Genomic DNA, 24,562 nt, shown 5'->3' with positions numbered 1-24,562 from the left:
ACAGTAAAACCATAGCTCTCGGAGGGGCGGAAGGTTGCATGCCGAGGTCCGGGTGGCTCGTTAAACAATCCGGGACGCATTAAGCGCCGACAATTACGATTACGCTTTAGCAGCTTAATAACCTGCTAACGTTCTACCTACCATCTCCCACGTGGGAGGATAGAACGTCATTCAGTGGGATAGTTTCAGGGAGAGTCCGTGGCCCTGCGGCGAAATCAAGCGGAATCGCGACTCAAGAATCCCGCCCTGTGGAGTCTTGAAGGGCTAAACCCAAAAACAGGTACAAGCATGTAGACGCCTTTTGTGTACGATTCTCGGACGCGGGTTCGATTCCCGCCACCTCCACCAACCTCCGCCAAGGCTCCGGTTGGCTCAAACGAGCCGACCGGAGCCTTGTCTTTTGCGGAGGTTGCCCACCGTAGTTGCCTGGCCGTGCCAGGCGTTTAACGAAGGTGGGCCTCAGCTCTTAACCAACTTTCCATTACACAGGGGCGTGTCCTTACGCCCCTGTTTTTTTGAATATTACATTCGGGGCGTGTCCTTACGCCCCCGACTTTTGATTTATAGTTACCCACCCGTACCAAACATCAAAAAAGCCTCCTTGCCCTCCCCCATAATCCAAGTAAAATTCCTTTATCCCGCCCCCCCAAGGAGGCTCCCCCATGAAATATGTCTACTACCTCCAAAGCATCCCCCATCCCGACCAGCACTACGTCGGCCTCACCACCGACGTCAACTCAAGGCTTGCCTCCCACAACGCCGGTCAATCCCCCCACACCTCCAAATACCGCCCCTGGAGAATCCTCACCTACCATGCCTTCGCCGATGACGCCAAAGCGGCAGCCTTCGAAAAGTATCTGAAATCCTGTTCCGGCCTTGCCTTCAGGAAAAAGCATTTCCACTAGCTGACAACGTGCGCCTGACCTCCGCCGTGATAACCAGCCCCGCCCGTCCTGGGCAACGGCCATCGCGCCAAAGGTTCCAGACAGGACATAAGTGGTTGCTCCTGGATTAGAAATCTGCTAGATTTCGTGCGGTCCACGTCTCTGCAAAACGTTGTAAAGAAAAGTAGATTATAGCCGATTCTTTAAACTGTGACGATTGTACGGAATCTGACTGACATGATCTTTGAAGGGCAAAATGGACACTTCTGATATCCGCTGGCAACAGCGAATTGCCAATTACAAGAAGGTCTTGTTTCAGTTGACCAAGTTCATTGCTAAGGGAGACTTCTTCCCAATATTCAGCGTGTCGGCGTAGTCTTCTACCACAGGGCCTGAACCCCAGGATCATGGCCTTTCCCGAGGCAGCATCACAGTGAACCCCGCATTCCAACGCTACATCGGCATCGACTATTCAGGTGCGCAAACCCCTGATGACAGCCTGAGCGGACTTCGCATGTACCAGGCGGATCTGGATTGCCTGCCCGTCGAGGTGAAGCCGCCCCCGGGGCCGCGCAAGTACTGGAGCCGGCGCTGCATTGCCCAATGGCTCGTCTCCCGCCTGTCCGAGGACGTCCCCACCATCGTCGGCATCGACCACAGCTTCTCATTCCCGCTACGGTATTTCGAAGTGCACCACCTCGAGCCGTACTGGCCCTCCTTTCTCGATGACTTTCACCACCACTGGCCGACCGACGCCACCGACATGTACGTGGACTTCATCCGCGATGGCTTATACGGCAATGGCGATGCACGTGGCGGCAACAGCCGTTGGCGGCGGCTTGCCGAGGAGCGGGCCGGGGCCAAATCCGTTTTTCATTTCGACGTGCCTGGATCGGCCGCCAAATCGACCCACGCCGGACTTCCCTGGCTGCGGTTTATACGGCAGCACCTGGGAGCGCGCGTCCACTTCTGGCCCTTTGACGGCTGGGAGATACCTCATGGCAAATCTGCCCTGGTCGAGATTTATCCCTCCCTCTGGAGTAAGAGCTATCCGCGTGAAGAGCGCACCCGCGACCAGCAGGATGCCTATGCCGCCGCCTCCTGGCTGCAGGACGTCGATCGGGATGGTACCATCGCAGGATATCTGAAGCCGCATCTGCTGCCGGGGGAGTACGGGATAGCACAGGTTGAAGGGTGGATACTCGGAGTCAAGTGAAGTTGCGCCATAGAAGGTGGAGGTACAGGTAGAATGCGAAGGCTTTGGCTGTTTCTGTTGACCATCTTTTGCAGCGGTTGCACACCCCACAGCGATGTGAACAGTGAACGCTTGAAGTCACTGCCATATCATTATTCGCAGTTTGACATGGACGTGGCCTGGGAGGTCAAACAGGCGGGAATGGAAACGGTAGTCGAGGGTGTGGCCAAAAATCTCCGCTACGCCTTCATGGAAGGGATCGAGATCTGGGTCGCTGCAGTCGATGCCGCAGGGAAGACGAGGGGGCGCAACGTCTGCTTCGTCATACCGCGTCAAGTCAGACAGGATGAGATTTTTCCCTTCAGCGTCAAGCTTCCGATTCCCGTGGACTCAGGCATGCAACTGAAGTTCACCTACAAGTACAACGGTTCCGACGGCGGTGACGGCGGCGTGAACTGGATGCAGAGTTTCGATTGGACTGTGCCGTAGTTGTAACTGGTAAGACCTAAGGCCCGCCCCCGGGGCTCCTGTTTCCTTCTTAGACGCGAGGTGACCAAATGCCAAGGTTCATGGCGATAAAAATCCATTACGATCACCGGAAGTCCCTTCCGCCCTACCTGAAGTATTCCAAACTTCCCACACATGAAGAGTATGAAGAGTATCTCAAGCTTTTCCAAAAGAGCGGAATCGGCGGTGAAGGGTTTCACGAATGCCTCAACTTCAGGATTCGCGAAGGGGAAGACGTCGAAATTTACCTGCCGCCGACGTCACTTCCCGCCGCGAGCAAAATCGAGGATGAGTTCGTAATATTCTCCTTCACGTACAAAGAAGACATGGAAATGCCGGATCATGTCATCGGCGTACATGCCAATGTCCATTTTGAGGATCTGGACGGTGTGGAGCGTGACGATGTCGATCGGCTCGATGGCATAGAGTGGTTCATCTATCATGCGACTGCCCCGGAGGAGTACGTCACCCTTTTCACGCCGCCGCTTCCATATGTCAGAGATGCCGGCATCTACACGCCTGAATTTGAGAGGTGGGGTTACGGCCTACGCTACATCAACGAGGAACATGCGAAGAACATCATCCGTGCAGCAATGGACGCCGCGGCCAAGAGGATAGAAGCAGCCTCTGATACTGAACGGCTGGCCATCGAGCGCGAGATTACAGTCTTACGGACGATAGCGGTACGTTATTTCCCGCTGCTGTTAGAAGAAGGTGCGGGGGAGGGGGGAGGAAAAGATCGGCGAACCGCCCAAACAGGCGGTGCCGTGCCGCCACCGCCTGACCGTGAACTTGGACTGCTCGGCGAGCGGCTCGTTTATGAGCGGGAAATCGACTACGTGAAGAAGCTGGGGCTGGAGCCCGCGTGTGTTGAGTGGATCTCCCAAGCAGTGCCGACCTCTCCTTATGACATAAAAACAGTGAGGCCTTCCAAGAAGGGATACAGTGATCATTTTCTTGAGGTCAAATCGAGCAGGATGGACACGGGTTGCAACGTCTACATCTCCTCGAATCAGATCGAATATTTTGAGCGGCATCCGGACGCGTCTACCTTCATCTTTGTAAACTTCGATTCGTACAACAAACCGAGAATGCCTTTTGTGGAGTTGACACTGGAGCAGTTGAGGCAAAGCTACGAACTCATCCCTCTCAAGTTCAAGCTACGCTCCCTGAGCAAAGGTGATGATGATTCAGAGAAGTGAGTGAGTCTCCCACGTCAGTTTGGAGGTAAGGAAGTGCCCAGGTTTTTTATTCTTTTGCTGTTTATGCTACTATCAAACCAACTTCATGCGGCGGAAAATAAGGTCGTACGTATTGAAACTGATGAAGCTATATTTCAGACTGCAGAGAAATTGTATCAAAGTTGCGATGATGTGTTTCTAAATTTAAGACGTGAAAACACATTACGATGTGCTGTTGACCAACCTTCTTGCGATCCCATTTCGGCTGAAACGGGATCTGGTACTAGTGAATTTTGGAAGTGGCAATAATTCCAATCCGGTAACTAAACTGGATGACAATCTTGAACTTATATTGATGATCGCGAATTATGACCCTGAGTGTGGCAAGCTTGCAAAGGCCCTTGATCACATCGAGGGAGTCAATGGTGTTGATGTCAGGATAGCTAGCTCGAATTTCCTTGGTTACGGGCTATTCAACGAATGCATTTATGGCATTCCAGAATTCAAGGCTCGTTTCAGCAGGCAAATCTATTGCAAATAGCGGCTTTAGATGCTTTAAGAGCCAGTGTCATGAATGTTGACCTTGCATCATTGCAAGCCTGACCTCAGCTGTCATATATGTAACTTATCTAACTAGTCAATTACATATTGGGTGAATAAACTACGGAGGGGGGGTATGGATACCCGCAGGGATCATGTCATCACTGGCCTGGTCGAAACTGGGAAATGGTGCGTCGAAAATGCGCGGCTTAGCGAGAGAGCCGGCCATAAATGTGAATATTGTGGACTGGATTTCCTGGCATCTCCTGAGAATTACAAGCAATGGCAAAGAGATCACATCGTGCCAGAATCAAAAGGTGGCGATAGTTCATTCGAAAATCTGGCGGTAGCCTGCAAAACCTGTAACGTAGATTTTAAAAACAGATGGAACCCAAGAGATATTGCAGGTGAAGTTGCTACGAGGTCAGAACTGATTGATGCGGTTAAAGTGTATATTTCTCAGAGAAAAGAAAAAACTCAACAAGAAATAGAAACTATGAAATCCATTATTAACTGTGATCAAAAAGCTGGCAATGGGGCAAAAGGGGAAAGGTGACAGGTTGTTTTATGAGTTCCGGCCGCAGAAAAATAGAAAAGTAGCCTGTCCCCTTTTTCTTTTTCTACAAAAGGAAGTTCGCTGAGGAGGTTTAACATAGTGACGCAAATGAGAAAAAATGATCCTGGATCAATAGTCGTAATAATAATTACATTCATATTGTTTGTTGCAGCTGTGTTTTTTAAAGGTGTTACACATGACCTTTTGCTTGAGGCGGGGGTCTTTCTCGTTTCTGTAAAACTGATAATCATGGCATATAAAAATGGAACTGCCTTCGAATCTGTCCAACGTCAATTAGATGAAATAAAATCATTATTAACAAAACAGCACAAATAATCAAAAGCTACCCGGTGTATGAATTGAAAGCAAGCATGGCCACTTTGTTGAGATTTTGACTTTTGCCTTGCTAGTCGTCGGCACCAGGAGGCGTTTGAGGTCAGGCTTGCAAAGTTCCAATCTCTGATGTCATGACTGTTAACTGTGCAACATTGCGAGCCTGACCCCGGTTGTCCCTAGGCGACTTTAAACTGGCGGACCATCTCCTGAAGCCTCACGGACATGGAGGCAAGGGCTGTCGCGGCGGCGGCGGTCTCGTCGGCACCCTTTGCTGTTGACCGCACGATGTCGGTGATGTGCACCATGTTGGTACTGATTTCGCTGGTGGTCGCGGTCTGCTCTTCGGCGGCGGTGGCTATCTGGTTTGCCTGCATCATGACGGCATGTATCTCTTCGAGGATCGCTTCCAGTGCTTGGCCGGAACGGGATGCCTGCTGCGTCCCGCGTTCGACTTCCTTGCTCCCTTCCTCCATGGCCTGAACCGCACTTTGGGTTTCCCCCTGGATGGTGCGGATCATCTCGGAGATCTCCCTGGTCGCACGCGTGGTGCGCTCGGCCAGAGCCCTCACTTCGTCTGCGACGACGGCAAATCCACGCCCCTGCTCGCCCGCTCTTGCCGCCTCGATGGCTGCGTTGAGAGCGAGCAGGTTGGTCTGGTCGGCGATGTCTTCTATGGTCCCAACGATGGCGCCGATCTGGTCGGAGCGCTCGCCGAGCGACTCTACGGTCCTCGCTGCTCCTTGCACCCGCTCCGCAATCACTCCCATCACGGCCACTGTGGCCTCGACGACCTCTGCGCCGTCAACTGCCGCCTGGTTGGCGCATTGAGCGCCTTGAGCGGCTAGGTGACAGTTTTGGGCTATGTCGTTGGAGGTTGCCGCCATCTCTTCTCCGGCGGTGGCAACGGTATTTGCCTGTGCGACGATCTCTTCGGTCCCCTGCACCATCTGCTGCGCCGTTGCCTTCAACTGCGTGGATGCCGTGGCCACCCGGTTGGCATCGCCGGACAGTTCCTGCATGATCGACTGGATCTTCCCTACAAAACCGTTCATATGCTCGCTGAGCTGGCCCAACTCATCCTTGGCGTGGTAGTTGACACGCCGGGTGAGATCCCCCTCGGCGATGATGGCAATGGCACTGCCCATCTCCTTCAGGGCTCTCTTTATCCCTGAGGCTAGAAAGGCACAGATGCCGACGCTTAGCAAAAGTGCAATGATCCCCGTGACCAACATGGTGGTAATCGCAGCTGTACCTGCTTCTTGAGCCGTCTTGACCCTCAGATCCGTCCGCTTCGCGTAGTAGTCCATCAGTGCCTCGGCCGCGGCTACGTATTTCTGCCTGGCCGGCTCCCCCTCGCGGGCAACTGCCGCCTTGAATCCGGCTGTGTCACCCGAGGCTGCAATGGCCTTCAGTTTGTCATTGACCGTTACGCCGACTGCGAGCGCGCTGTCCAGTTCCGCCACCAGCTTTTTGCCGTCGGGCGTCTTCGTGTTCTTTTTCAGCGCGTCGAGTGCCTGAGAGTACCCTTTGCGGTGCTCCTCGATATGCCCGAGCATCTTGTCCCGGTCCGCCTGTGTCTCGGCCAGCATGAGTCCCTTAATTTCCTCATCGATTCCCTGCAGGTTCAGAAGTACTTTCCCGGCATTTGCCGTGAGCCCGCTGATGCGGTTTACGTTACTCAACTGGTCCGCACTGCTGTAGAGCCCTTTCATGCCGGCCCCCACAACGATGAACAGCAGCAATGACACGGCTCCAAAGCCCAGCAGCAAACGTTTTGCGATTGTAAAATTTGCCATAAGTCCTCCTCAAGTTGCACCACAACGGAAATATCTGCTCGTAGACACCTCAAATAAATATCGACAGTTTTGGTGGGTACTTTAGACCACGGCCGTGTCTTTTTTCGGTCTCATACCTGTTTTCCTGCCACAGACACGGCACAGCTTTCGTGCGATTCCAGCAACGGCAGAGGTTGTAGGTACTTCCACGTTTGTACCAACTCCCTGCGCGCACTGGATCGAGCAAATGCTCATGAGAAGCGCTGCTCATTCTGGGGTCGGTCCACCGGTTGCGGTCGCTGTGCGCCGTCCCGTTTTTTTGCTTCCTTAGTTAATTTATATTGAATGTCATTTACTTCGCGGCTTATAATCCGCGACGTCCTTTTAACTGGGCAGGGCCGTCAATTCCTCGGGGCGCTGGATGATCGTTGCGGAAGGAAAGGGGAGTCTGGGGACAGGCTTGCGAAGTTGCACACTCTGGTGGCTGGACTGGTAACTTAGCAACTTTGAAAGCCGACCCCAGTTGCCCTTTGAAAGAAAAAACAGGAGGATTTCAATGAGAAGCTTTGTGCTTATCGTCGTTCTCTTCAGTCTCATGGGGTGTGCAACTGGAGAGAAAATGTCACGACTGAAAGAAGGAATGGCAAAATCAGACGTCATTGAGGTATTGGGAGATCCTGATGGTTTTCAACGGTCGGGTGAATATGAGGCATTGAATACAATCACCGGCTTGTAACTGGCTGGGCATGGGATAGGGCCGACTACAACGTAATTATGAAAGATGGCAAAGTGGTAGAGTACGGTCAAGGGCAGGTTCGTGTAAAGGACATGAATAATATTTTGTTCTTAGTCCCATTCAGATAGGAAAACTAACGAGAATGCCTGCGGATATTAGTTACAACCGTCCCTCCCCCCCTGGCGCCAACTCGCACTAGAAAAGGATTGTCTGGAGGTTCACCTTGAAAAAGGTCTTAATCGTTGTTGCTGCTCTTATTGCTGTACTTGTAGCAGGATTCGTCTTCGTCAAAGGGACGCCACAATATTCCCTATATCAATTCAAGAAAGCTGTGCAGAACCATGATCCGGATACAGCTTTCAAATACCTCGATGTTGATTCAGTTGTCGATAATCTAGCCTTAGACCTCATCAACTCAAAAGAGATGAACAAACCCGCCAGCAACCCTTGGGAAGAAGCCGGACAAACCATGGCCAAGGGACTTATGACGGTTATGCTCCCTAGCATCAAGGAGGCAATGAAGGGGCAGATCAAGACCGCTATCACGACTGCTGACTCGGAGAAAAGCGAAAACGATAAGGGCACGAATACTATCAAAGGTTTGAACAAGGGCAGTTGGTCTGATTTCGATGTCAAGGTGGAAGGGAAGATGGCGATTGTGACCAATAAGCAGGATGAAGCCTTAAAATTCAAAATGGTCAAGAGCTCAGAGGGATATTGGAAAATCATTAAAATTATTATCCCCCATACAAAATAACGCTACACTTCAAAGCAATATGGAAGGATGTTGTTGATGTTTAATTTTTGTTTTGCCAGTTGTCGGTGAGAATGTTGAACCAATTTCTGCAGGCATAACTCTTTTCAAATATCAAAATCGTAACAACATCTCCCCCATGCTCGAAAGTTCTACTTTTCAAGCGTATTTCCTGGGAAGCTCACGGGAACATTTTTACGAAATTAATTGATCAATAGGGGGGATTTATGTGAAAAATTAGCAAATTTACAGCTGTGATATCTTTCTAATGCCTTTTGAATTATCAACCTTGCTATGCAGCAAGCAAAGCTACTGAATCAAAATTAGTCGACGTAAAAATTCCAAAAGATGGCCAACTGTATTATGGAGATGTGCCGTCATATTTTTCACAACCCAAATATCATGATATGGCAATGGGGTATTCGGGTAACAATATCATGGGTGTTAACAAGACAGGAAAAAATATCTTGGAATGGGTGTATGATGAGAAATTCGCCGCAATTGGCAAAATTCAAGAGCATGTAAGCAAATCCTGTCAGGACAAAGGGTACAGCATCAGTGCGGCTTCCAATGTAAAAATTGAGTTAGATAAGCCTCTTGATAACGTTTATATGATTCTTTACTCATACGAGATAAATTGCTGGTGACAAAATCTCAACTGAATGATTTGGAGTTCAATGTTGATGGCATGAATAATTAAGGACTTTCTAGCATTAAAAAACAATTCGAGTTAGTTCTTGGTGATTATGGGGAGTCTGGGGCAGGCTTGCGGGGTGGCACACTGGTATCATCACTGTTTACTTTGCAACTCAAGCCTGACCCCTGTTGTCCTTTTTATGCTGATCGACTGGAGTTGTTCAGAGAAACAAAGTCCTCGGTACGTGGTTCGAAACAGCATCTGTTGGTCGGCAGTGACGTTGCCAAAGATAAGCACCATGCGTCCCCCCATATTTTCACGGGAGTTAAGGGGACGGTGCTCTGTGAAAGGACAGACATGAGTGACATATTTGACGGTTTTCCGCCTGCTGCAGTTCAGTTCCTGAGAACGCTGCGTGAGAACAACAGCAAGGGGTGGTTTGAGCTGCATAAGCAGGATTACCAGAATAACCTTTTGAAACCATTACAGGCTTTGGCTGCGGGACTCGGACCCTTGATGTTGAGCATTGACCCGGACTTTACAGTCACCCCCGCAATAAACAAAACCATCTCCCGCATCTATCGGGATACCCGGTTTTCCAGGGACAAGTCCCCCTACAAGACCAGTCACTGGATTACATTCAAGCGACTCCGGCAGGAATGGAAGGATTACCCGGCGTTTTTCTTTGAGATATCACCAGACTCGTACCGGTACGGCATGGGATTCTACAGCGCCAGCCGTCAGACCATGGACAAATTCCGTACTGCCGTCGACAGGAATCCGAAGGCATTTCTTGCCGCGACTTCGTTCTATCCGAACAACAGAACCTTCACGATAGAAGGGGAGCAGTACAAGCGGCCATTGAAGGCAGGGATCTCCACGGAATTGCAGGAGTGGTACAACAGAAAAAGTCTGTACCTCGTCAGCAATCATCGGATAGATGCGGACCGCGTTGATAGAAAACTGATCTTTGATGTGCAGCACGGATTTGAGATGTTAGCCCCTTTCTATCATTACCTGGGCAAGGTGGCTACTTAAATGGATATGAGGGGACATTGTTGAGATTTTGATTTTGTTCGCAATTCTGGCACCAGTTGTCCTCACCCTCAGCCGTTAGATGGACAAGAAATGTGACTAAAAGCTGTTTAAGGCAAAATGACGTATGTTTCAGTGTTTTACTTTTTCTTTAGCTATGCCGTCGTTGGGCCCTATGCTGGTTCCAAAGAACTTTAAGGTAGTATCTGTTGTGATAGGTATTTTTTGGGTGAATATGTCCCAGTATTTCGAATGCCATGTCACTCGAGTTTCCCTCCATTGGCCGCATATCACAGCATCCCATAATTTTCCACTCGGCCATTATCGCATTGTCAGAAGCATGACGCTGTTAATGCGGTAATGCGTGATCGTCTACAGGATGTGACGCCCCCTACCGCAATGTGGCTGTGACTAGGGGATTCCAAGGCAGCGGCGGTCAGAAGCGGCCACCTTGGCATACATTGCAACACTGCGACTTACTCTGTCGCGATGATGTGGTAGCAGTAATCGGACGTTTAGATGGCCCGGAGCCGTCGGCAAGGAAAACACAGGCTCTAATATTAGCCGAGCGTGGTGTGCCTCAAACATACCAACAAATATGGGCTATATAATTTAAGCAATATAACATTAAAAAATGAACTTCAAACAGTGTTTAACTGAATTAATATGTTCGTGCAAGTAACGATGGTCTCTGTCTGATCTGCATGCCCCACTGTGCCAATGCCATTGGCGCAAAACCGATAGAATGATCGAAAGCATCGCAGGGCAATTCCAAGGGAGGTCGACGACTGTGGAAGCAGCGCAAATGACATCATCGAGCCGGTTGATCAAAATGCTTATGGCTGCAGATTTTGAGGTCACCCCTGCCACATGCACCATACCGTTAACGCAGCCGTTTTGGGTGAACGCGGACCACACAGATGTAACACTGACTTTCCTCGATGATGCAACCGTCGCCGTCCAACTATCCTTTGAACATCACCAGACCCTCCTCAAGTTCGGAAATGATGTTGAAACCGTCAGTAGTATGCGAGACCTCTGCTGCTCTAGCTGGTTCCCTGACTTGGAACAAGCCTTCAAAAAGGTCTCTGACCATTTTGACCTCAATTGGGAGAGCGAAGGGGACGATTATGATTTTGCTTGTCCGTGGATAAGTTACCATTTGTCGGGCAACTTCCGATTCCGAGATTATGATCGGGTTATATCGTTGCTATTAGAAATACGATCAGTACTCAGTCTGAAGGAGTGCCCATCTTGAACGTCAAGACAAGCCAGCCCAAATACACGGGATCGAAGCCATTAGAGAACACAATCTCGGCTTTAAATAAAAAACAGATCAGAAACCTGAACAGACGCTTTGAACGCGGACCATACCTCAGGAAGACGATAGCAGATTATCCCGTTCTTCATGCATACCTTTCCAAGGTCTTTCGCGAAGCCCAAAAGCAGCTTTTGCAAGGGGTAACCGTAAAGCTGACACTCGGGCAGCCTTGGATACTCGCCGCGCCGAATACGTACCAACAGGTGGATGCTGGCTTCTGGCTGGAGAGAGTTGGTGCATACAGAATAGACTCATGTGATGCCTCCACCCAATGCCTTTCTTTGAAAGTAAGCATTCCCAAGAAGAAGGACGGCTTCTACCCTGATGACTTTGTGCTCCAGACAACCCAATCGATGTGTCAGATTTATGTTTCCGACAAAGGTAAATTAACGTACATTGATCTCATTTTTAATACCAAGCCCCCCGGGTTCATAAGGGAACTGGCCAGATACTTCTCAATGGGTGGCCCAAGTGCCAGACGAAAACTGCGAAACAGGATCAAGTGTATGGAGGAAGAACCTGACTCAACGTTCCTGAGTCCAATTAAATTCAGTCGAGCGAAAGCTGTATACATTTAGACCACATTTTCTTTGACAGGGACTGCTATGAAAGTCTTGATTCACAGAGGTAGTAACGAAATCGGTGGAACCTGTATCCAGCTTTCTACAGAAAAGACAACCATCCTTCTCGATCTTGGCCAACCTCTCTCCAATCTTAGCAAGACCATTGATGTATCAAGCATGAATCCCGATGCTGTCCTGCTCAGTCACCCCCATCAGGACCATTTCGGCCTGATCGACCTCCTGTCACCGGGCATTCCAGTGTATATCGGGGAACTAGGAAAGAAGTTGATTGACGCCACTCGCGTGCTGCTAGGGAGGGATCTCCACACAAACGACTTCCGGCATTTCAAAAGCTGGCAACCTTTCCACGTCGGCGACTTTACCATCACCCCATATCTGGTCGATCATTCAGCAGTCGATGCCTACGGCTTCCTTATCGCGGCTGAAGGGAAAAAAGTTTTCTACAGTGGGGATTTCAGGGCGCACGGTAGGAAGTCGAAGCTGTTCGATAGCATGCTGAAGACCCATCCCAAGGACATCGATCTACTGTTCATGGAGGGGACCATGATGCAGCGTGACAATAGTGAGTTCCCGACAGAGACCGATGTGGAAGAGAAAATTTTTGAAACAATTCGACAACAGGAAAACATCTCGTTTCTCATCTCTTCATCCCAGAACATCGACCGCATCGTCTCGGCCTACCGTGCTTGCCTCCGCGCTCAGAAGACTTTGGTGATTGACATCTACACCGCGTGGGTTCTGGAGCAGCTCAAACTGGTGTCTGGCAGTACACCTAACATGGAGTGGGAGCAGGTTCGGGTGTATGCATCCTACAGCCATGATGAGAAGTTGAAGGAACGCCCAGACTTCTTTGGGGATTTTCGCAGACGAGTCTACCAGCATCGAATAACAAAGGAGGAGTTGGCGGCGTCCCCAGCTGACTTCTTGTACCTCGGCAAGATGTCTTCATTTGGGATCATCGACAAGTACCGTGGAGTAAACCCAGTCAACGTCGTCTATTCCCAGTGGCTCGGATACTTGAAGTCGCCGAATGGAGAGTACTATGGAGCCGAAGAGATGGCTGCATACCAGAATGATCCGGTGATCAACTTCATTTATGCTCATACCAGCGGACATGCGACGGTGGAAGATCTTCAGCGGTTCGCTGAGGCGTTAAATCCGAAGATGTTGGTGCCAGTGCATACTGAAGTTAATGACAGATTCTCACATAGTTTCCAGAACGTGAACATACAGACTGATGGAATTAAATTCGTAATCTAAGGAGAAACTATCTTGACATTACTCGAACAGATTGAAGAAGTGTGGGAACGTGGTGCGGCTACAAAAGCAATAAAATGGGCTGTTCAACTCGAACAAGCGATTCCAAAAATCACTGAGCACAAAAAGTCATTCCGCGAGTGGCAGCCACTCAGGGTTTACCTATCATACACAACCGCCACATCTTCGAAAATCCCGTTTTCCCTTCGTTATCTTGGCCAAGAAGTGGCTACTTTAACCGTTGAAGATGCTGGCCCGTCCTTAAAGGTTTCCCCAAAAACTGCTGGTATAAACTCTGATCGTTTTGGGATAAACTTCTGCGGCAAGGTTGACTGGGCCGGCCCAGAAGCAAGAGAGTTCAGAAGGGCATTCAGAGAACTCGATCCAACAAGGTATTTCGACAAGCTAAAAAGCGAAGAGCACCACATAGAGTCTGAGTTCCTGCGGCACATGGAAGATCCGACGAGCGGCAAGTTTCACGGGACCTTCAAGCATATTCAACCTGTGATGATGGCAGGATTCCCTTTCCAGTTTCCACTTCCGATCTCGGGGCACAGCGGACTTCCTAAGCTTAGCAATGGGAACATCGACATACTTGCTAGGCGTGGCACTGGCGGAGGGACCAAGATTTCGGTTTGGGAACTGAAGCGTCCAAAGACCACCGCTCATGCAATCGACCAAGCGTATATATATGCTGTGACACTTTTGAAGATGCTACGCACTCCAGCCGCTGGTGACTTTTGGTACAAGAACGTTATTGGATTTGGATGCAGTGTTCCAAAACACCTGACTATCGAGAGTGTGGTGGCAGTCAGCATATCAAATGATCGAAATCGGAGGCTCTTTGAGGAAAAGTTCCGAAAGTTCAAGGAACAAAACTCGCTGGAAATTGGCGGCGATGTGATCAACCTGCACGTTGCCCATTACACAAAAGCCCCTCTAACGGTCGAACTGCTACCCATTTGAAAATACCAAAGGATTCGTTTGACGACATTAGAATATCACCAACCTATCGACGTTGAGAGTGGCTGGAGATGCACGGTCTGATTTTGATTGAGATCGTTTATGTTCCTCCTGAATTTCACGTTTTTTTGTAGCCACCCGACCTTCCAACGCATGGTATTGTTTTGAAATAGTCAACGTATCCCGTACAGGTAAAGCAACATGGCCCAGTCTGAAGGTAGAGGAGTGGGGGCTTTGTCACACTCGGTGCCATATTTTATCGCAATGCGTATCATAAACTCGGCATGAAAGAATGCCTCAAGAATCGGTCGAGTGTGTTTCGTCCATGCTAAATTTTGACTCCTTTCCCATACGAGACAAGTACCATCATTAATTATCTTGAGGAAGTCCTCATTGTTAAGTTCAACGCCTTCTGGAGCTAGTTTCCGGAGAAGTAAAACCATTTCCTCGGTAATAGATTGCAACCCATAGACCTTGAAGGAGTGATGGTAAAAACGGTAAACTCTATCATCTCTCATGCTTGTGTAATCAGCTTCTGCGAAATGCTTCAAATCAGGCAAACGGGCTTTTATGTTTTGCAGGAGCATTTGATGCTTCTGAATCCAAGCATCGTGCTCTGTGTATAAACCTGTCGGAATTGAATTGGTAGCATATAGTTCAGAGAATTTTGTTCGCTCATCATCATTCATATTTGCCTCTAATTCTGGCTGGTAGTCGGTGGAACTACCTTCAGGTGATGCGACTTGAACTGCATCCCATGGGTTTCGACTTATTCACCGGCAGTGATCGACGCAGCAGCACCGATCACGGTCACGAGGTCGCGCTCCCCCTTTACCTTCACACGTGGCACGCAAAAACCAGTCTCGCCGCTGTGGAAGGTAACTCGTTCTACGGAGCTGGACAGTAGCTCAGTCGGTTGATCTCCCTGTTATAAGGTCCTTTCATTCAGATTAGATCCACGGAGTTGGAGATGGATGGTCCCTGAGGAGATACCATGAATTGGTGTAGGTAAGCAAGGTTGGACCGCCAGTTCCGACCTAGCACCGAGGGGCCGTTGTTAATATCTTCACTTTTGTCCTAATTTCGACACTATCAAATGTCAATATAACAACAACGTACCCCTCGGTCCCTAGCCTCGCTCCAAAAAGTTCGGGAGGCAGCGTGTCCAATATCTTGTCGAATTCGCAGCGCTGGCAACGGCGCATTTCGTTGCCCTCATCAGTCCGGGGCCAGACTTTTTCCTCATCGTGGGGACTTCGGTCAGGGAGGGGGCTGCCCGGGCAGCGGGGCTCTGTGCCGGCATCGCCGCGGCAAATGGCGCCTATATCTTCCTTGCCCTCACCGGGTTCGCGTGCCTCAAGCAAACCCCGCTGCTGTTCACCTCCCTCAGGACTGCCGGTGCCCTCTACCTGCTTTACCTGGGGCTCATGCTGCTGAAGCCGTCGCAAGGCCCGGTCCGCTCACCGCTTACGATTGAGGCGGAACGCACCGCTACCTGCCGCCGCAGGCTGTTCACAGCCGGCTTTCTCTCGGCCATCCTCAACCCGAAAAATGCAGTCTTTTATCTCAGCCTCTTCACCGTGATCGTGAGCCGCGATACGCCGCAGGCGTTCCAGGCCTGTTACGGCGTATGGATGGTTCTCGCAGTCTTCTTCTGGGATCTGTCGATAGCGCGGTTGGCGGGGAGCGAAAAGGTAAGATGCCGCCTCGACCGCCACGCGCCCTGGATCGAAAAATGCTCCGGAGGAGTGCTGCTTCTCCTAGGGGCGGTATTGCTGTTGCGGTAGCCGCCCCTATTCGATATGGGAGCGCTCGGAATGACATTTCTGCAGGCACAACCCCTTTGCTCAAATATCCAAACCTCAGCAATGTCCCCTCATGACTCATGGATTGGCTGTCGGGGGCTGCTGTGCAACTGGTCGACTGGCCGCACTAGAGATATACTATTCTGAGGGTGCTGAAGCCCTGCTTGGCGGGTTGAATACACTTTTGAAGGGGGACGACATGGCAGGTAGCAAATCAATTCTTACTAGCATCTTGGCAACGAAGCTATCACCTGCCGAGCGCTCAAGGTTCATAGAATGGTCTAATGGTGTAACTAATGAAGAATTTGATGATGGCTTGAGCCTGTTTTTCAAAATTGAAGAGGTGCAGGACGCAATAGGTGACTACGCAATCGAACAAATTCAAGAAATTGAGAATCATTGCAATATCAAGATATCAGCCGTGATAAGGGTTGACGGTAGTACGTATAAATACCGCCAGTGACCTAAACGGAATGAGGATCCGGGCGTACTCCCAGGTGGGAAGGGAACCGGCGATCACGACCTCTGCAAAAAAGGCTTCAGCCTCGCCCGTTGAAAAACGGCGGCTGGAGCCTTTTCATGTTCATGAGCCTCCCCCTCCCGCCCGGAGCGCGGGAGGCCGGATGATGAGGAAAGAATTTTCGGCGCTTGACGAGGTTACAGCCTTTGCTATATTGGACAAAACTAATTTTTTGTTCAGGAGGCTACTATGGTCGAGGAGTACGATTCAGTCGATACCAATCTCCGAAAGCAGACTTTCCCCCAGTTGTTCGTCACCGTTACTGATCTCGCCGATGCACTGGATGCCAGTTCGCTCTACAACGAAAACCGGCCCACACACGTCTGTTGCGGGCAGACGTTGAGGGAGCATGTGCTGGCCATGAAGGAACTGAGCGCCGGGGCCGACAGGGGAGACGTCCTGTTCAGGGAACAGCGCCAGAGAGTGCGGGAATTATGCGAGCTCGACGTCCTGGGCTCGGTCAGTTACATGAAGACCATCGCGATCCACCGGAGGGACCCCAGCATCCTCCACACCATCAAGCTGCCGCCCAAGGAAACCGCCCACAAGAGTTCCCGCAAGGCGCACTCCTCCCGGCAAAATGTGGAGATCCGTCTCGACGTGAAACATGTGAAAGGGGAAACGGGATGGATTCTCGTCCAGGGCAGTCACGTTCGGGGGGGCGGGCCGTACCTGATCAATCTCTGTAAAGGTGAACCGACTTCTGAGGCGAGCTGGTACAACCCTGGAGGACACCACGCCAGTTGCGCCAAGATCATCCTCAAGAACCTCGAGCCGGCCAACAGGTACTACGTCAGGATGAGGACCGATGGGCCGGAGGGGCCTGGGCCGTGGTCACAGGCAGTTTCGATTATCGTGTTGTAATTATCTTTCCCGATTCCCCACTTCGGTCTGCCGGCTTGCGGCAGACCGAAGCTGCTTGTCCTTCCAAAAAGCAAATCCCCCTTGTCCCCCCTCGCAAAGGGAGGAACTCGAGTTCTCCTGCATCACTTCCTGGCCAACTGCGGCCAAGTTCTCCGACTCCTTCGCAAAGACGGGACCTCGAGTTTATCGCCCGGTTTCCACTTCGAAAAGTCGTGCATAGCTTCACAAAATATTCTTCAAGACATTAAAATCGAAGTTCTCGCACAAAAAAAAAAGCGACAACTCTCGGGCGTGGCGTTTCAACTTCAAAAAATCGTGCACAACTTCCAAAAATATTTTCTAGAACATTAAAATCGAAGTTCTTGCACAAAAAAAATGCGACAACGCTCGGGCGCGGCGTTTCAACTTCAAAAAATCGTGCACAACTACCAAAAATATTTTCTAGAACATTAAAATCGAAGTTCTCGCACGAAAAAAACGCGACAGCTCTCGGTTGCGGCGTTTTAACTTCAAAAAGCCGTGCACAACTTCCAAAAATATTTTTTGGAACATTAAAATCGAAGTTCTCGCACCAAAAAAATGCGACAACGCTCCGCCGCGACGTTTCATCTTCCAAAAGTCGCGCACATCTCCTCAAATTCCCTTTTGAAACCCGGAAATTGAAGTTCGCGCGCCAAAAAGAAGCGACGAGTGCTATATTCGCCGCATTGAGCAATTCCGGTCAGGATTTCTCTCCGACTCTCCGGGTAGGATCACCTGCGAATCGAGAGGGGACGGTAGGCACATGGACAAGGCACAGGCATACGCGCAACGCTTCGACAGGGTCATTCGGTACATCGAGCGGCACTGGACGAGCCGTTGACGGCCGAGGGACTGAGCCGGGTGGCGCATTTCTCGAAATTCCACTTCCACCGGCAGTTCACGCTCTACACCGGGATGGGGGTCTTCGCCTTCATCCGGCAGATGCGGCTGAAGCACGCCTCGTACCGGCTCTGCTACAGACGCGAGGAGCGGATCATCGATATCGCCCTAGATGCTGGCTTCGAGAGTCCCGAGGCCTTCTCCCGCGTCTTCAAGCAGATGTTCGGACAGTCTTCCTCTCAATTCAGAAAATCACCGGAATGGCACCCCTGGAAGGAGTGCTCCCGGCCGCCGCCCACGCTAAAGAAGAGAAGACATGGAAGGGCGGCCGCTGCAAAAGCGTCAAAGGCTCCGGCCGGGATTTGCACCTCCCGGCTCGGAGCCTTTGTTGTTTACTTATTAGAGGTAATAGTGTATACGCTTTCGGCAGGGCGAGAGGGAACCTGCACCTTCCGACGCATCCAGGCAATTCCCGTACGCGACGAATCGAAGTCCATGGGGCCCCGATCGGGCCTGCGGTTTTGCAGCCGTCGAGACGCGGAGTGAGGTCGACGGCATTCAAGGATGCCATGATGCGTTCTTTGCCACTGTACACGCCACTGTACACCGCCATGCGCGCGGCCCTCAAACAGGCCCACATGCTTTCGTCTGCCATCCTGGCGGGAAGCGGTGCCTCTCTTCTCTACCTGCTCCACATCTACACGACCTCTTCCCAAAGGATCGAGGCGGCCGTCCTCAACCAGTCAACCATCGAACTGGTCCAATACCTCGTTCTTCCCAGCGCCGGTTTTTCCATCGCCACCGGTGCCTTCATCTGCCTGGCCGAGCACCGCGCCGTCTTCTCCTGCCTTTACATGAAGACCAAGGCATTGAACGCCTGCACGATGGTAACCATCGGCGCTTTCGTCTACTTCGGGCTGGGAAATCTCGCCGCCGCCGCCTCGGACGTGCGCGGGGTGTCGATAGCGGGGCGCGTGTTCCAGGCAGAGGAACTCCTGGGAGTTACCAACCTCCTTGCCGCTGTGTTCATGGGGACCCTTCTGTTCGTGCTGTACAACGTGGTTCATCGCCCCTGCGCCGATGCGGGCGGCTGCAAGCTGTGCAGCTGCAATGGGGGTCGGGGGGACGAAGCGGATGCCTCGTTCAGCGATCCTAGTGACGCGCAGTAACAGGTCAATATTGCGCTGATTTTGCCAAGGCAAATCCCCCCTGTCCCCCCTTCGCAAAGGGGGGGACGTTAGATGTCGTGCATAGCTTCGCGGGCAACAACAATACTGGCTTCCGGTCCCGGAGACAGTTGAAATTCTTTCCAACCGTCCTGACTGCTCTCTACGCTATTCCTTCCCTCCCGTATCATTCTTAACCGCCAGGATGAACAGCTCCAGCGTGACCAGGTCGTGCACGAGATGCATGCCGAGGCGCTCGAAGAGCTTTCCCGAGCCGTAGCCGGCGTCCCAAAGGGTCCGGTCGATGTCGAAGTGGGCATGGGCCTTGACACTGCCGTCCTGCTGGGGGGCCACTACGGCGGGAAAACCGATGTGACGGGTAACGCCCCTGATGGTGAGCTCGCCGAACACGGTCCCTTCGGACGCCTCGGAAAATTCGGTACTTTCGGGCTCCCAGCGGGTGAACCGGAACGTGGCGGTGGGAAAGCGCTCGACGGCGAAGAAGTCTTCGGACTTCAGGTGCCTGACCAGGAGATCGCGCCAGTACGGGTCCTGCAGGTCGCGGTTTTCGATGCTGCTCATGTCCAGCACGATGAACCCGGCAGTGAGTCTGCCGTCACGCATGACCAGTTCGCCACTGTGCACGGCGACGGTACCGTGGTGGCGGTTGTTCAGGTTGCGCCCGATCCACTCCAGTGTGCTCTTTTCGGTGTCGATGGCGTAGCTGCCGTCTGCGACCGCCGCGTCGGCAGGGGGTTGCATGCCGGTCTCGACGGGAAGGCCGGCCGCTTTCAGACCGGCGAGTCCTCCTTCCAACACGGAAACATTGTGATATCCCGCCTGGATCAAGCGGTCCCGCGCCACCTCGGCGGTGAGCCTGCTCCCGGTCGCGTCGTACAGGATCAGCTCGGTGTTCCGCTCGGGGACCAGTTCCGCGATGCGGTCCAGGAATACCATCTCGTAGATGCAGGCGTTATGTGCGCCTGCCACATGGCAGGCCGCGTAATCCTCGGGCGTCATGACGTCGATGACGAGGGCGCCGGAGGCGAGCAGTTCCTTCAGTTGTGCACAAGTGGTCGTCTTCATGGTCTTCATCCCCCTTGTAATCCAACTGCAATGACTTCAGGTGCGAATGCTTCCTTTTATTTTAGCATTTTGCCGGTAATAACGCTCAAGTTCCGAGCGGGCCACAACTGCGTGACAGTCAAAGGCTCAACGCAAAGGCGCAAAGACATGCCCAAAGGAACTCCAGATTTCTCATGCATGTGCGTGGCTTCGCTTCCTGATATGTCGTGGGCGTTATGCCGTATGCGCGATGATTTAGAAACCCAGCTCCTTTACGTATTCGTTCTCTTTGCTATTGTTTCCAGGTCGACTGTGTCTGCCGGGTCCGGCCCAACTGATCTCCTGTGTCAGGTGCACTCAGATCATCTTGCATGAAGGAGGACGCTATGAGGAAAAAGTTTCTTGCCTGTGTCGCAGCACTGTCGGTAGCCGGTTCGGTGGCCGCTGCAGACCGGCCGGTCGCTCCCAACGGCATCGCCCTGTATTCGGACTACCTGTCCTGGAAAGTGATCGCCCCCTCCTACCGCGAGGACAAGGGGCAGATCCGGATCATCACCGGAAACGACACTGCGGTTGCGGCCTTGCGTGCCGGAACCAAACCGCTTCCGGACGGCAGCGTTCTTGCGAAGGTCGCCTGGAAGGCGGAGAAACACCCGTCGTTTCCGGTGGCGAGCGAACCGGGGGCGTTCGTGCAGGTGGAGTTCATGGTGAAGGACGCCAGGAAATACAAGGACACGGGAGGATGGGGCTTCGCACGTTTCGTCGGCAACCAGTTGCAGCCTTACGGCAAGGACAGCAGCTTCGTCGCAGAGTGCTTCGGGTGTCATACGCCGGTGGCGGGGAATGACTATCTCTTTACAAAGTTGGTGAAAGTGCCTTGAAACAAAGGCAAATCCTCCCTGTCCCCCCTTCGCACAGGGGGGGCGCGGGGTGTCGTGCATCGCCTTGCTTGCATTGCCGCAAGGCAAATCCCCCCTGTCCCCCTTCGCAAAGGGGGGGACGTGAGTGCTACTGCTGCACTTCGCGGGCAAACAAATCGATGCGTACCCGGTCTTCGGAAGAACCTTCGCAAAGCGGGGGACGCCGGGGGAGGTGCGGCGATTTGCATATAAATGCCGTCCAAAACCTCCCGGAGTTCGATGAAATCACTCAGAATCAACTGATATCGCCTTAACATGATTCATGAATATAGGAATTTCTTGCTATGAGATGATGCGCGTGATATAAACCTTTCACTTTCTAAAAAGACAAAAAAGGTCCTATTTGAAGTGGAAAATACAAACTGCATCAGCGTAGACAAGTCGGAACATGTGTCACGGGAAAACTCCGGGCCCCGGGTGAAAGCCACAGGCCGGTTCCGGCTCTCCCTGAGAGTGTTCATCCTGGCATCATCCCTCACCGTTTCTTTCATCAGCTTCGCTTCCGTTCTCGCCATCTCTTCGCTGGTTTACCTCGACACCGTTAAAAACGCGGCAACGAGACTCGCTTACGACCAGGCGCAGCAGTTACACCACTCGATCCCCTTGCTGATGGGTAAGGGGACCACCCGGCAGGAACTCCTTAGTATCTACAACACACCAATCCGGTCGGGGATGCTGGGGAGCCACTCGGTGGAACTGTATCGGACCCCGGTGGTGGAGGCGCTTTACGGACGGGTGGAGCTTCCCCGGGACCGGGGGGTGGAAAAGGTCTTCACAAGCGGCACGGTACTCGAGCGCAGGGAGGGGCGACTGATCGAAACGATCTTCCCGCTTTTTGCCACCCAGGACTGCCTGCAGTGTCACGGCAACGCCCGCACCGGAACTCTTCTCGGGGCGCTCAAGGTCAGACACGACATCGCGCCGATGCTGCGGCAGGCCCGGCAGAAACTCTTTTTCCTCTTCCTCTTGCTTTCGCCCATCCCGGTACTGATGGCCCTGTTCATCGCACGCCTGGTGAACGCGCGGGTGGTCCCCGCCATCAACGAGCTCGGCGACAAGGTCATCCAGGTTAACAGCATCCGCGACCTGACCCGGGTGGAGTTCTCAAACGTGGCGCCGGGGTTCACGGAGCTGGACCGGATCTTCGGGGAGGTCTCGAAGCTCGTCGAGAAGATACGGGCTGTGTCGGTGGACAAGGAGATCCTGGAGCTTGAGATCCAGATGCTGGAGAAGTTCATCATCACGTCGGAGGTGATCCGGGACTGGAAGGAGCACGTGGCGAGCCTCCTCCTCGAGATCAACCAGGTGGTGGATGCCTACATGCTGTTCTGCATCTTCCAGGTCGGCGAGGAGCTCTACGACATAGAGATATTCTGGCGCTCGCACCCAAGCGAGGAGACCAAAAAGCGGGTCGAGCAGGAGGTGCTGCGCAAGATTCGCAGCGAAAACGCCCGCCTGGCGCAGAGCCCGGCCCTGCAGGTGATCCACAACATCGCCTCCGACCATACACCGCTCGCCCTGGAGCACGGGGACCTGGAGTTGCAGACCAAGTCGCTCATCCTCGATTCCCCGCAGATCGGCGGGGTGGTGGGGATCGGGGTCCAGTCGGAGTCGGCATGGAATTCGACCCGGTGCCTCGTGATCGACAGCGTCCTTACCACGCTTTTGAACGTCATCGGCTCCATCAAGGCGATCCACAAATACACGAAGGATCTCGAATACTACGCAACGCGCGATCCCCTGACGAACCTCTTCAACCAGCGGGTGTTCTGGGAGCTGATCTCATACGAGATCGGACGGGCCGACCGGCACGGCTACAGCTTCGCGCTGCTCGTGATCGACCTGGACAACTTCAAGCACATAAACGACACCTGGGGGCACGCCACCGGCGACCGCTATCTCGCCGCCTTCGCGACCGCGGTCCAGCAGGCCCTGCGCAAGGGGGACATCTTCGCCCGCTACGGCGGCGACGAGTTCGTGATCCTTCTCCCCGAGTCGGACGAGGAGCAGGCCGCGCTGGTGGCGGCGAGGATCCGGAACATCACCGAGGACCTCCACGTCACCACGCCGGACGCGGCCAAGGCGCGGGCCACTGCATCCATCGGGCTCGCCATGTTCCCGCTGCACGCGGTGACGGAAAAGGACCTCTTCCTGTTCGCGGACAACATGACCTACAAGGCCAAAGGGGAAGGGAAAAACCGTGTCAGCATCCCGACCGCCGAGGACGTGGTCGAGGTGTTCAGGATGGTGGGGGCGAAGGCAAGGATGGTGCAGGAGGCGGTAGACGCGCGCAGGGTGATGCCGTATTTCCAGCCCATCGTCTCGCTGGGACCGGGCAAGCCTGAGTGTTGCGAGGTGCTCTGCCGCATCGAGATGAACGGGGAGGTGATCGCGGCCGGCGACTTCATTGAAACCGCCGAGAGTCTTGGCATCGTGGGAAGGCTGGACGCGATACTGCTGGAGAAGGCCTTCGCCATGGTCGAGGAGCAGGGGTACCAGGGGAACCTTTTCGTGAACCTGTCCCCGAAGTCGATGATCATCAACGAGTTCCTGCCCAACATCATCGGTCTCGCGGACAGGTACCGCATCGACCGCAGCAGGGTGGTGTTCGAGCTTACCGAGCGGGAAACGGTGAAAAACCTGACGCTTTTGGAGAAATTCGTCTACGAGCTGAAGTCCCAGGGGTTCAAGTTCGCCATCGATGATTTCGGTTCGGGCTTCTCCTCCTTCCAGTACATACGGCAGTTCCCCATCGATTTCGTGAAGATCGAGGGGGTCTTCGTGAGGAACATGCTGAACGACTACAAGGATATGGCTTTCGTGAAAACACTCGCCATCCTCGCACAGGAGTTCAACATCAGCACCATCGCCGAGTACATCGAGTCGGAGGAGATCCTGGAGGCGGTGAGGAGCGTCGGCATCGATTACGCCCAGGGCTTCCACCTGGGGTGCCCCTCGCCGCACCTCGGGGGAAAGGGAATAGAAGCCACTAACAGGGATAACAAGGATGAAGGGGATGAAAGCAATAACAAGGATGAAGGGGATGAAATGGATGAGAGGGATGAAAGGCAAAGCGCTTTGGGGTAAAACAGAATCGTTT

At 52.6% G+C, this 24,562-nt stretch carries 27 protein-coding genes and 1 other RNA gene; 23 read left to right on the top strand and 5 right to left on the bottom strand.

The window, feature by feature from the left end; translation table 11 throughout:
• Positions 1–20: 20 nt before the first annotated feature.
• The 8 genes from ssrA (at position 21) to KP001_RS09835 (ending at position 5,199) form a co-directional block, all read left to right on the top strand.
• Positions 21–348: a transfer-messenger RNA gene (gene ssrA / locus KP001_RS09870) on the top strand.
• Between the two features lie 314 nt (positions 349–662).
• Complete coding sequence (locus KP001_RS09865; RefSeq protein ID WP_217289341.1) at positions 663–905, top strand: GIY-YIG nuclease family protein; 243 nt, start codon at positions 663–665, stop codon at positions 903–905.
• Between the two features lie 529 nt (positions 906–1,434).
• Positions 1,435–2,100, top strand: a complete 666-nt coding sequence (locus tag KP001_RS09860; protein WP_217289340.1) for a hypothetical protein — start codon at positions 1,435–1,437, stop codon at positions 2,098–2,100.
• Between the two features lie 180 nt (positions 2,101–2,280).
• Positions 2,281–2,568, top strand: a complete 288-nt coding sequence (locus KP001_RS09855; RefSeq protein ID WP_239027963.1) for a hypothetical protein — start codon at positions 2,281–2,283, stop codon at positions 2,566–2,568.
• Positions 2,569–2,636: 68 nt separating this feature from the next.
• Positions 2,637–3,788: a DUF3883 domain-containing protein gene (locus KP001_RS09850; RefSeq protein ID WP_217289338.1), complete on the top strand. Its 1,152-nt coding sequence runs from the start codon at positions 2,637–2,639 to the stop codon at positions 3,786–3,788.
• Positions 3,789–4,002: 214 nt separating this feature from the next.
• On the top strand, positions 4,003–4,308 hold the full coding sequence (locus KP001_RS09845; RefSeq protein ID WP_217289337.1) for a hypothetical protein: 306 nt from the start codon (positions 4,003–4,005) through the stop codon (positions 4,306–4,308).
• 135 nt (positions 4,309–4,443) lie between these two features.
• Complete coding sequence (locus KP001_RS09840) at positions 4,444–4,863, top strand: HNH endonuclease (protein WP_217289336.1); 420 nt, start codon at positions 4,444–4,446, stop codon at positions 4,861–4,863.
• Positions 4,864–4,962: 99 nt separating this feature from the next.
• Positions 4,963–5,199 carry a hypothetical protein gene (locus KP001_RS09835; protein WP_217289335.1) on the top strand — a complete coding sequence of 79 codons (237 nt, stop codon included), beginning with the start codon at positions 4,963–4,965 and terminating at the stop codon, positions 5,197–5,199.
• Positions 5,200–5,375: 176 nt separating this feature from the next.
• On the opposite strand, the gene KP001_RS09830 is transcribed toward KP001_RS09835, so the two are convergent.
• Positions 5,376–6,995 carry a methyl-accepting chemotaxis protein gene (locus KP001_RS09830; protein WP_217289334.1) on the bottom strand — a complete coding sequence of 540 codons (1,620 nt, stop codon included), beginning with the start codon at positions 6,993–6,995 and terminating at the stop codon, positions 5,376–5,378.
• A gap of 535 nt (positions 6,996–7,530) precedes the next feature.
• Here KP001_RS09830 and KP001_RS09825 point away from each other — a divergent pair.
• The 8 genes from KP001_RS09825 (at position 7,531) to KP001_RS09790 (ending at position 14,264) form a co-directional block, all read left to right on the top strand.
• Positions 7,531–7,710, top strand: a complete 180-nt coding sequence (locus tag KP001_RS09825; RefSeq protein WP_217289333.1) for a hypothetical protein — start codon at positions 7,531–7,533, stop codon at positions 7,708–7,710.
• Between the two features lie 223 nt (positions 7,711–7,933).
• On the top strand, positions 7,934–8,467 hold the full coding sequence (locus tag KP001_RS09820) for a DUF2939 domain-containing protein (RefSeq protein ID WP_217289332.1): 534 nt from the start codon (positions 7,934–7,936) through the stop codon (positions 8,465–8,467).
• A 272-nt stretch (positions 8,468–8,739) separates the two neighbouring features.
• Complete coding sequence (locus KP001_RS09815) at positions 8,740–9,111, top strand: hypothetical protein (RefSeq protein WP_217289331.1); 372 nt, start codon at positions 8,740–8,742, stop codon at positions 9,109–9,111.
• Between the two features lie 347 nt (positions 9,112–9,458).
• Positions 9,459–10,139, top strand: a complete 681-nt coding sequence (locus tag KP001_RS09810) for a DUF2461 domain-containing protein (protein WP_217289330.1) — start codon at positions 9,459–9,461, stop codon at positions 10,137–10,139.
• Positions 10,140–10,926: 787 nt separating this feature from the next.
• A complete protein-coding gene (locus tag KP001_RS09805) occupies positions 10,927–11,394 on the top strand; it encodes a hypothetical protein (protein ID WP_217289329.1) in 468 nt (155 codons plus the stop codon).
• A complete protein-coding gene (locus KP001_RS09800; RefSeq protein ID WP_217289328.1) occupies positions 11,391–12,035 on the top strand; it encodes a hypothetical protein in 645 nt (214 codons plus the stop codon). The genes KP001_RS09805 and KP001_RS09800 overlap by 4 nt, the downstream gene beginning before the upstream one ends.
• A 27-nt stretch (positions 12,036–12,062) precedes the next feature.
• Positions 12,063–13,301 (top strand): MBL fold metallo-hydrolase, encoded by a 1,239-nt coding sequence (locus KP001_RS09795; protein ID WP_217289327.1) that lies wholly within the window; start codon positions 12,063–12,065, stop codon positions 13,299–13,301.
• Between the two features lie 12 nt (positions 13,302–13,313).
• Positions 13,314–14,264, top strand: a complete 951-nt coding sequence (locus KP001_RS09790; RefSeq protein WP_217289326.1) for a hypothetical protein — start codon at positions 13,314–13,316, stop codon at positions 14,262–14,264.
• Between the two features lie 170 nt (positions 14,265–14,434).
• Here the strand turns inward: KP001_RS09790 and KP001_RS09785 are convergent, their stop codons facing one another.
• A complete protein-coding gene (locus KP001_RS09785; RefSeq protein ID WP_217289325.1) occupies positions 14,435–14,950 on the bottom strand; it encodes a hypothetical protein in 516 nt (171 codons plus the stop codon).
• An 80-nt stretch (positions 14,951–15,030) separates the two neighbouring features.
• Positions 15,031–15,165, bottom strand: coding sequence for a YrrC family ATP-dependent DNA helicase (locus tag KP001_RS22395; protein ID WP_496198574.1), 135 nt, complete (start codon positions 15,163–15,165; stop codon positions 15,031–15,033).
• A gap of 286 nt (positions 15,166–15,451) precedes the next feature.
• Here KP001_RS22395 and KP001_RS09780 point away from each other — a divergent pair, with 286 nt between their 5' ends.
• From KP001_RS09780 to KP001_RS09770, 3 genes are all read left to right on the top strand, one after another.
• Complete coding sequence (locus KP001_RS09780) at positions 15,452–16,048, top strand: LysE family translocator (RefSeq protein WP_217289588.1); 597 nt, start codon at positions 15,452–15,454, stop codon at positions 16,046–16,048.
• A gap of 217 nt (positions 16,049–16,265) precedes the next feature.
• On the top strand, positions 16,266–16,529 hold the full coding sequence (locus KP001_RS09775) for a hypothetical protein (RefSeq protein WP_217289324.1): 264 nt from the start codon (positions 16,266–16,268) through the stop codon (positions 16,527–16,529).
• Between the two features lie 246 nt (positions 16,530–16,775).
• Positions 16,776–17,450, top strand: coding sequence for a hypothetical protein (locus tag KP001_RS09770; RefSeq protein WP_217289323.1), 675 nt, complete (start codon positions 16,776–16,778; stop codon positions 17,448–17,450).
• A gap of 244 nt (positions 17,451–17,694) precedes the next feature.
• On the opposite strand, the gene KP001_RS09765 is transcribed toward KP001_RS09770, so the two are convergent.
• Complete coding sequence (locus KP001_RS09765) at positions 17,695–18,066, bottom strand: hypothetical protein (RefSeq protein WP_217289322.1); 372 nt, start codon at positions 18,064–18,066, stop codon at positions 17,695–17,697.
• A 242-nt stretch (positions 18,067–18,308) separates the two neighbouring features.
• Here KP001_RS09765 and KP001_RS09760 point away from each other — a divergent pair, with 242 nt between their 5' ends.
• Positions 18,309–18,857, top strand: coding sequence for a helix-turn-helix transcriptional regulator (locus KP001_RS09760; protein WP_239027961.1), 549 nt, complete (start codon positions 18,309–18,311; stop codon positions 18,855–18,857).
• Positions 18,858–18,883: 26 nt separating this feature from the next.
• Positions 18,884–19,480 carry a hypothetical protein gene (locus KP001_RS09755; RefSeq protein WP_217289321.1) on the top strand — a complete coding sequence of 199 codons (597 nt, stop codon included), beginning with the start codon at positions 18,884–18,886 and terminating at the stop codon, positions 19,478–19,480.
• Positions 19,481–19,645: 165 nt separating this feature from the next.
• Here KP001_RS09755 and KP001_RS09750 read toward each other — a convergent pair whose 3' ends face one another.
• Positions 19,646–20,563, bottom strand: a complete 918-nt coding sequence (locus tag KP001_RS09750; protein ID WP_217289320.1) for a YceI family protein — start codon at positions 20,561–20,563, stop codon at positions 19,646–19,648.
• A 365-nt stretch (positions 20,564–20,928) separates the two neighbouring features.
• Between KP001_RS09750 and KP001_RS09745 the strand changes: the two genes are divergently transcribed.
• Positions 20,929–21,423: a cytochrome P460 family protein gene (locus KP001_RS09745; protein ID WP_217289319.1), complete on the top strand. Its 495-nt coding sequence runs from the start codon at positions 20,929–20,931 to the stop codon at positions 21,421–21,423.
• 456 nt (positions 21,424–21,879) lie between these two features.
• Positions 21,880–24,549, top strand: a complete 2,670-nt coding sequence (locus tag KP001_RS09740) for a putative bifunctional diguanylate cyclase/phosphodiesterase (protein ID WP_217289318.1) — start codon at positions 21,880–21,882, stop codon at positions 24,547–24,549.
• Positions 24,550–24,562: the final 13 nt, after the last annotated feature.

It is taken from the genome of Geomonas subterranea, assembly GCF_019063845.1.
GTDB lineage: Bacteria > Desulfobacterota > Desulfuromonadia > Geobacterales > Geobacteraceae > Geomonas > Geomonas subterranea.
The sequence above is the reverse complement of the archived record's forward strand: the minus strand, read 5'-3'. Positions and strand labels throughout refer to the sequence as shown.

Bases quoted from the DNA above. Each gene is read 5' to 3' on its own strand.
- KP001_RS09865 (WP_217289341.1), top strand. From the start codon at position 663: ATGAAATATGTCTACTACCTCCAAAGCATCCCCCATCCCGACCAGCAC.
- KP001_RS09855 (WP_239027963.1), top strand. From the start codon at position 2,281: ATGGAAACGGTAGTCGAGGGTGTGGCCAAAAATCTCCGCTACGCCTTC.
- KP001_RS09850 (WP_217289338.1), top strand. From the start codon at position 2,637: ATGCCAAGGTTCATGGCGATAAAAATCCATTACGATCACCGGAAGTCC.
- KP001_RS09840 (WP_217289336.1), top strand. From the start codon at position 4,444: ATGGATACCCGCAGGGATCATGTCATCACTGGCCTGGTCGAAACTGGG.
- KP001_RS09830 (WP_217289334.1), bottom strand. From the start codon at position 6,995: ATGGCAAATTTTACAATCGCAAAACGTTTGCTGCTGGGCTTTGGAGCC.
- KP001_RS09825 (WP_217289333.1), top strand. From the start codon at position 7,531: ATGAGAAGCTTTGTGCTTATCGTCGTTCTCTTCAGTCTCATGGGGTGT.
- KP001_RS09810 (WP_217289330.1), top strand. From the start codon at position 9,459: ATGAGTGACATATTTGACGGTTTTCCGCCTGCTGCAGTTCAGTTCCTG.
- KP001_RS09795 (WP_217289327.1), top strand. From the start codon at position 12,063: ATGAAAGTCTTGATTCACAGAGGTAGTAACGAAATCGGTGGAACCTGT.
- KP001_RS09785 (WP_217289325.1), bottom strand. From the start codon at position 14,950: ATGAATGATGATGAGCGAACAAAATTCTCTGAACTATATGCTACCAAT.
- KP001_RS09775 (WP_217289324.1), top strand. From the start codon at position 16,266: ATGGCAGGTAGCAAATCAATTCTTACTAGCATCTTGGCAACGAAGCTA.
- KP001_RS09770 (WP_217289323.1), top strand. From the start codon at position 16,776: ATGGTCGAGGAGTACGATTCAGTCGATACCAATCTCCGAAAGCAGACT.
- KP001_RS09755 (WP_217289321.1), top strand. From the start codon at position 18,884: ATGCGTTCTTTGCCACTGTACACGCCACTGTACACCGCCATGCGCGCG.
- KP001_RS09750 (WP_217289320.1), bottom strand. From the start codon at position 20,563: ATGAAGACGACCACTTGTGCACAACTGAAGGAACTGCTCGCCTCCGGC.
- KP001_RS09745 (WP_217289319.1), top strand. From the start codon at position 20,929: ATGAGGAAAAAGTTTCTTGCCTGTGTCGCAGCACTGTCGGTAGCCGGT.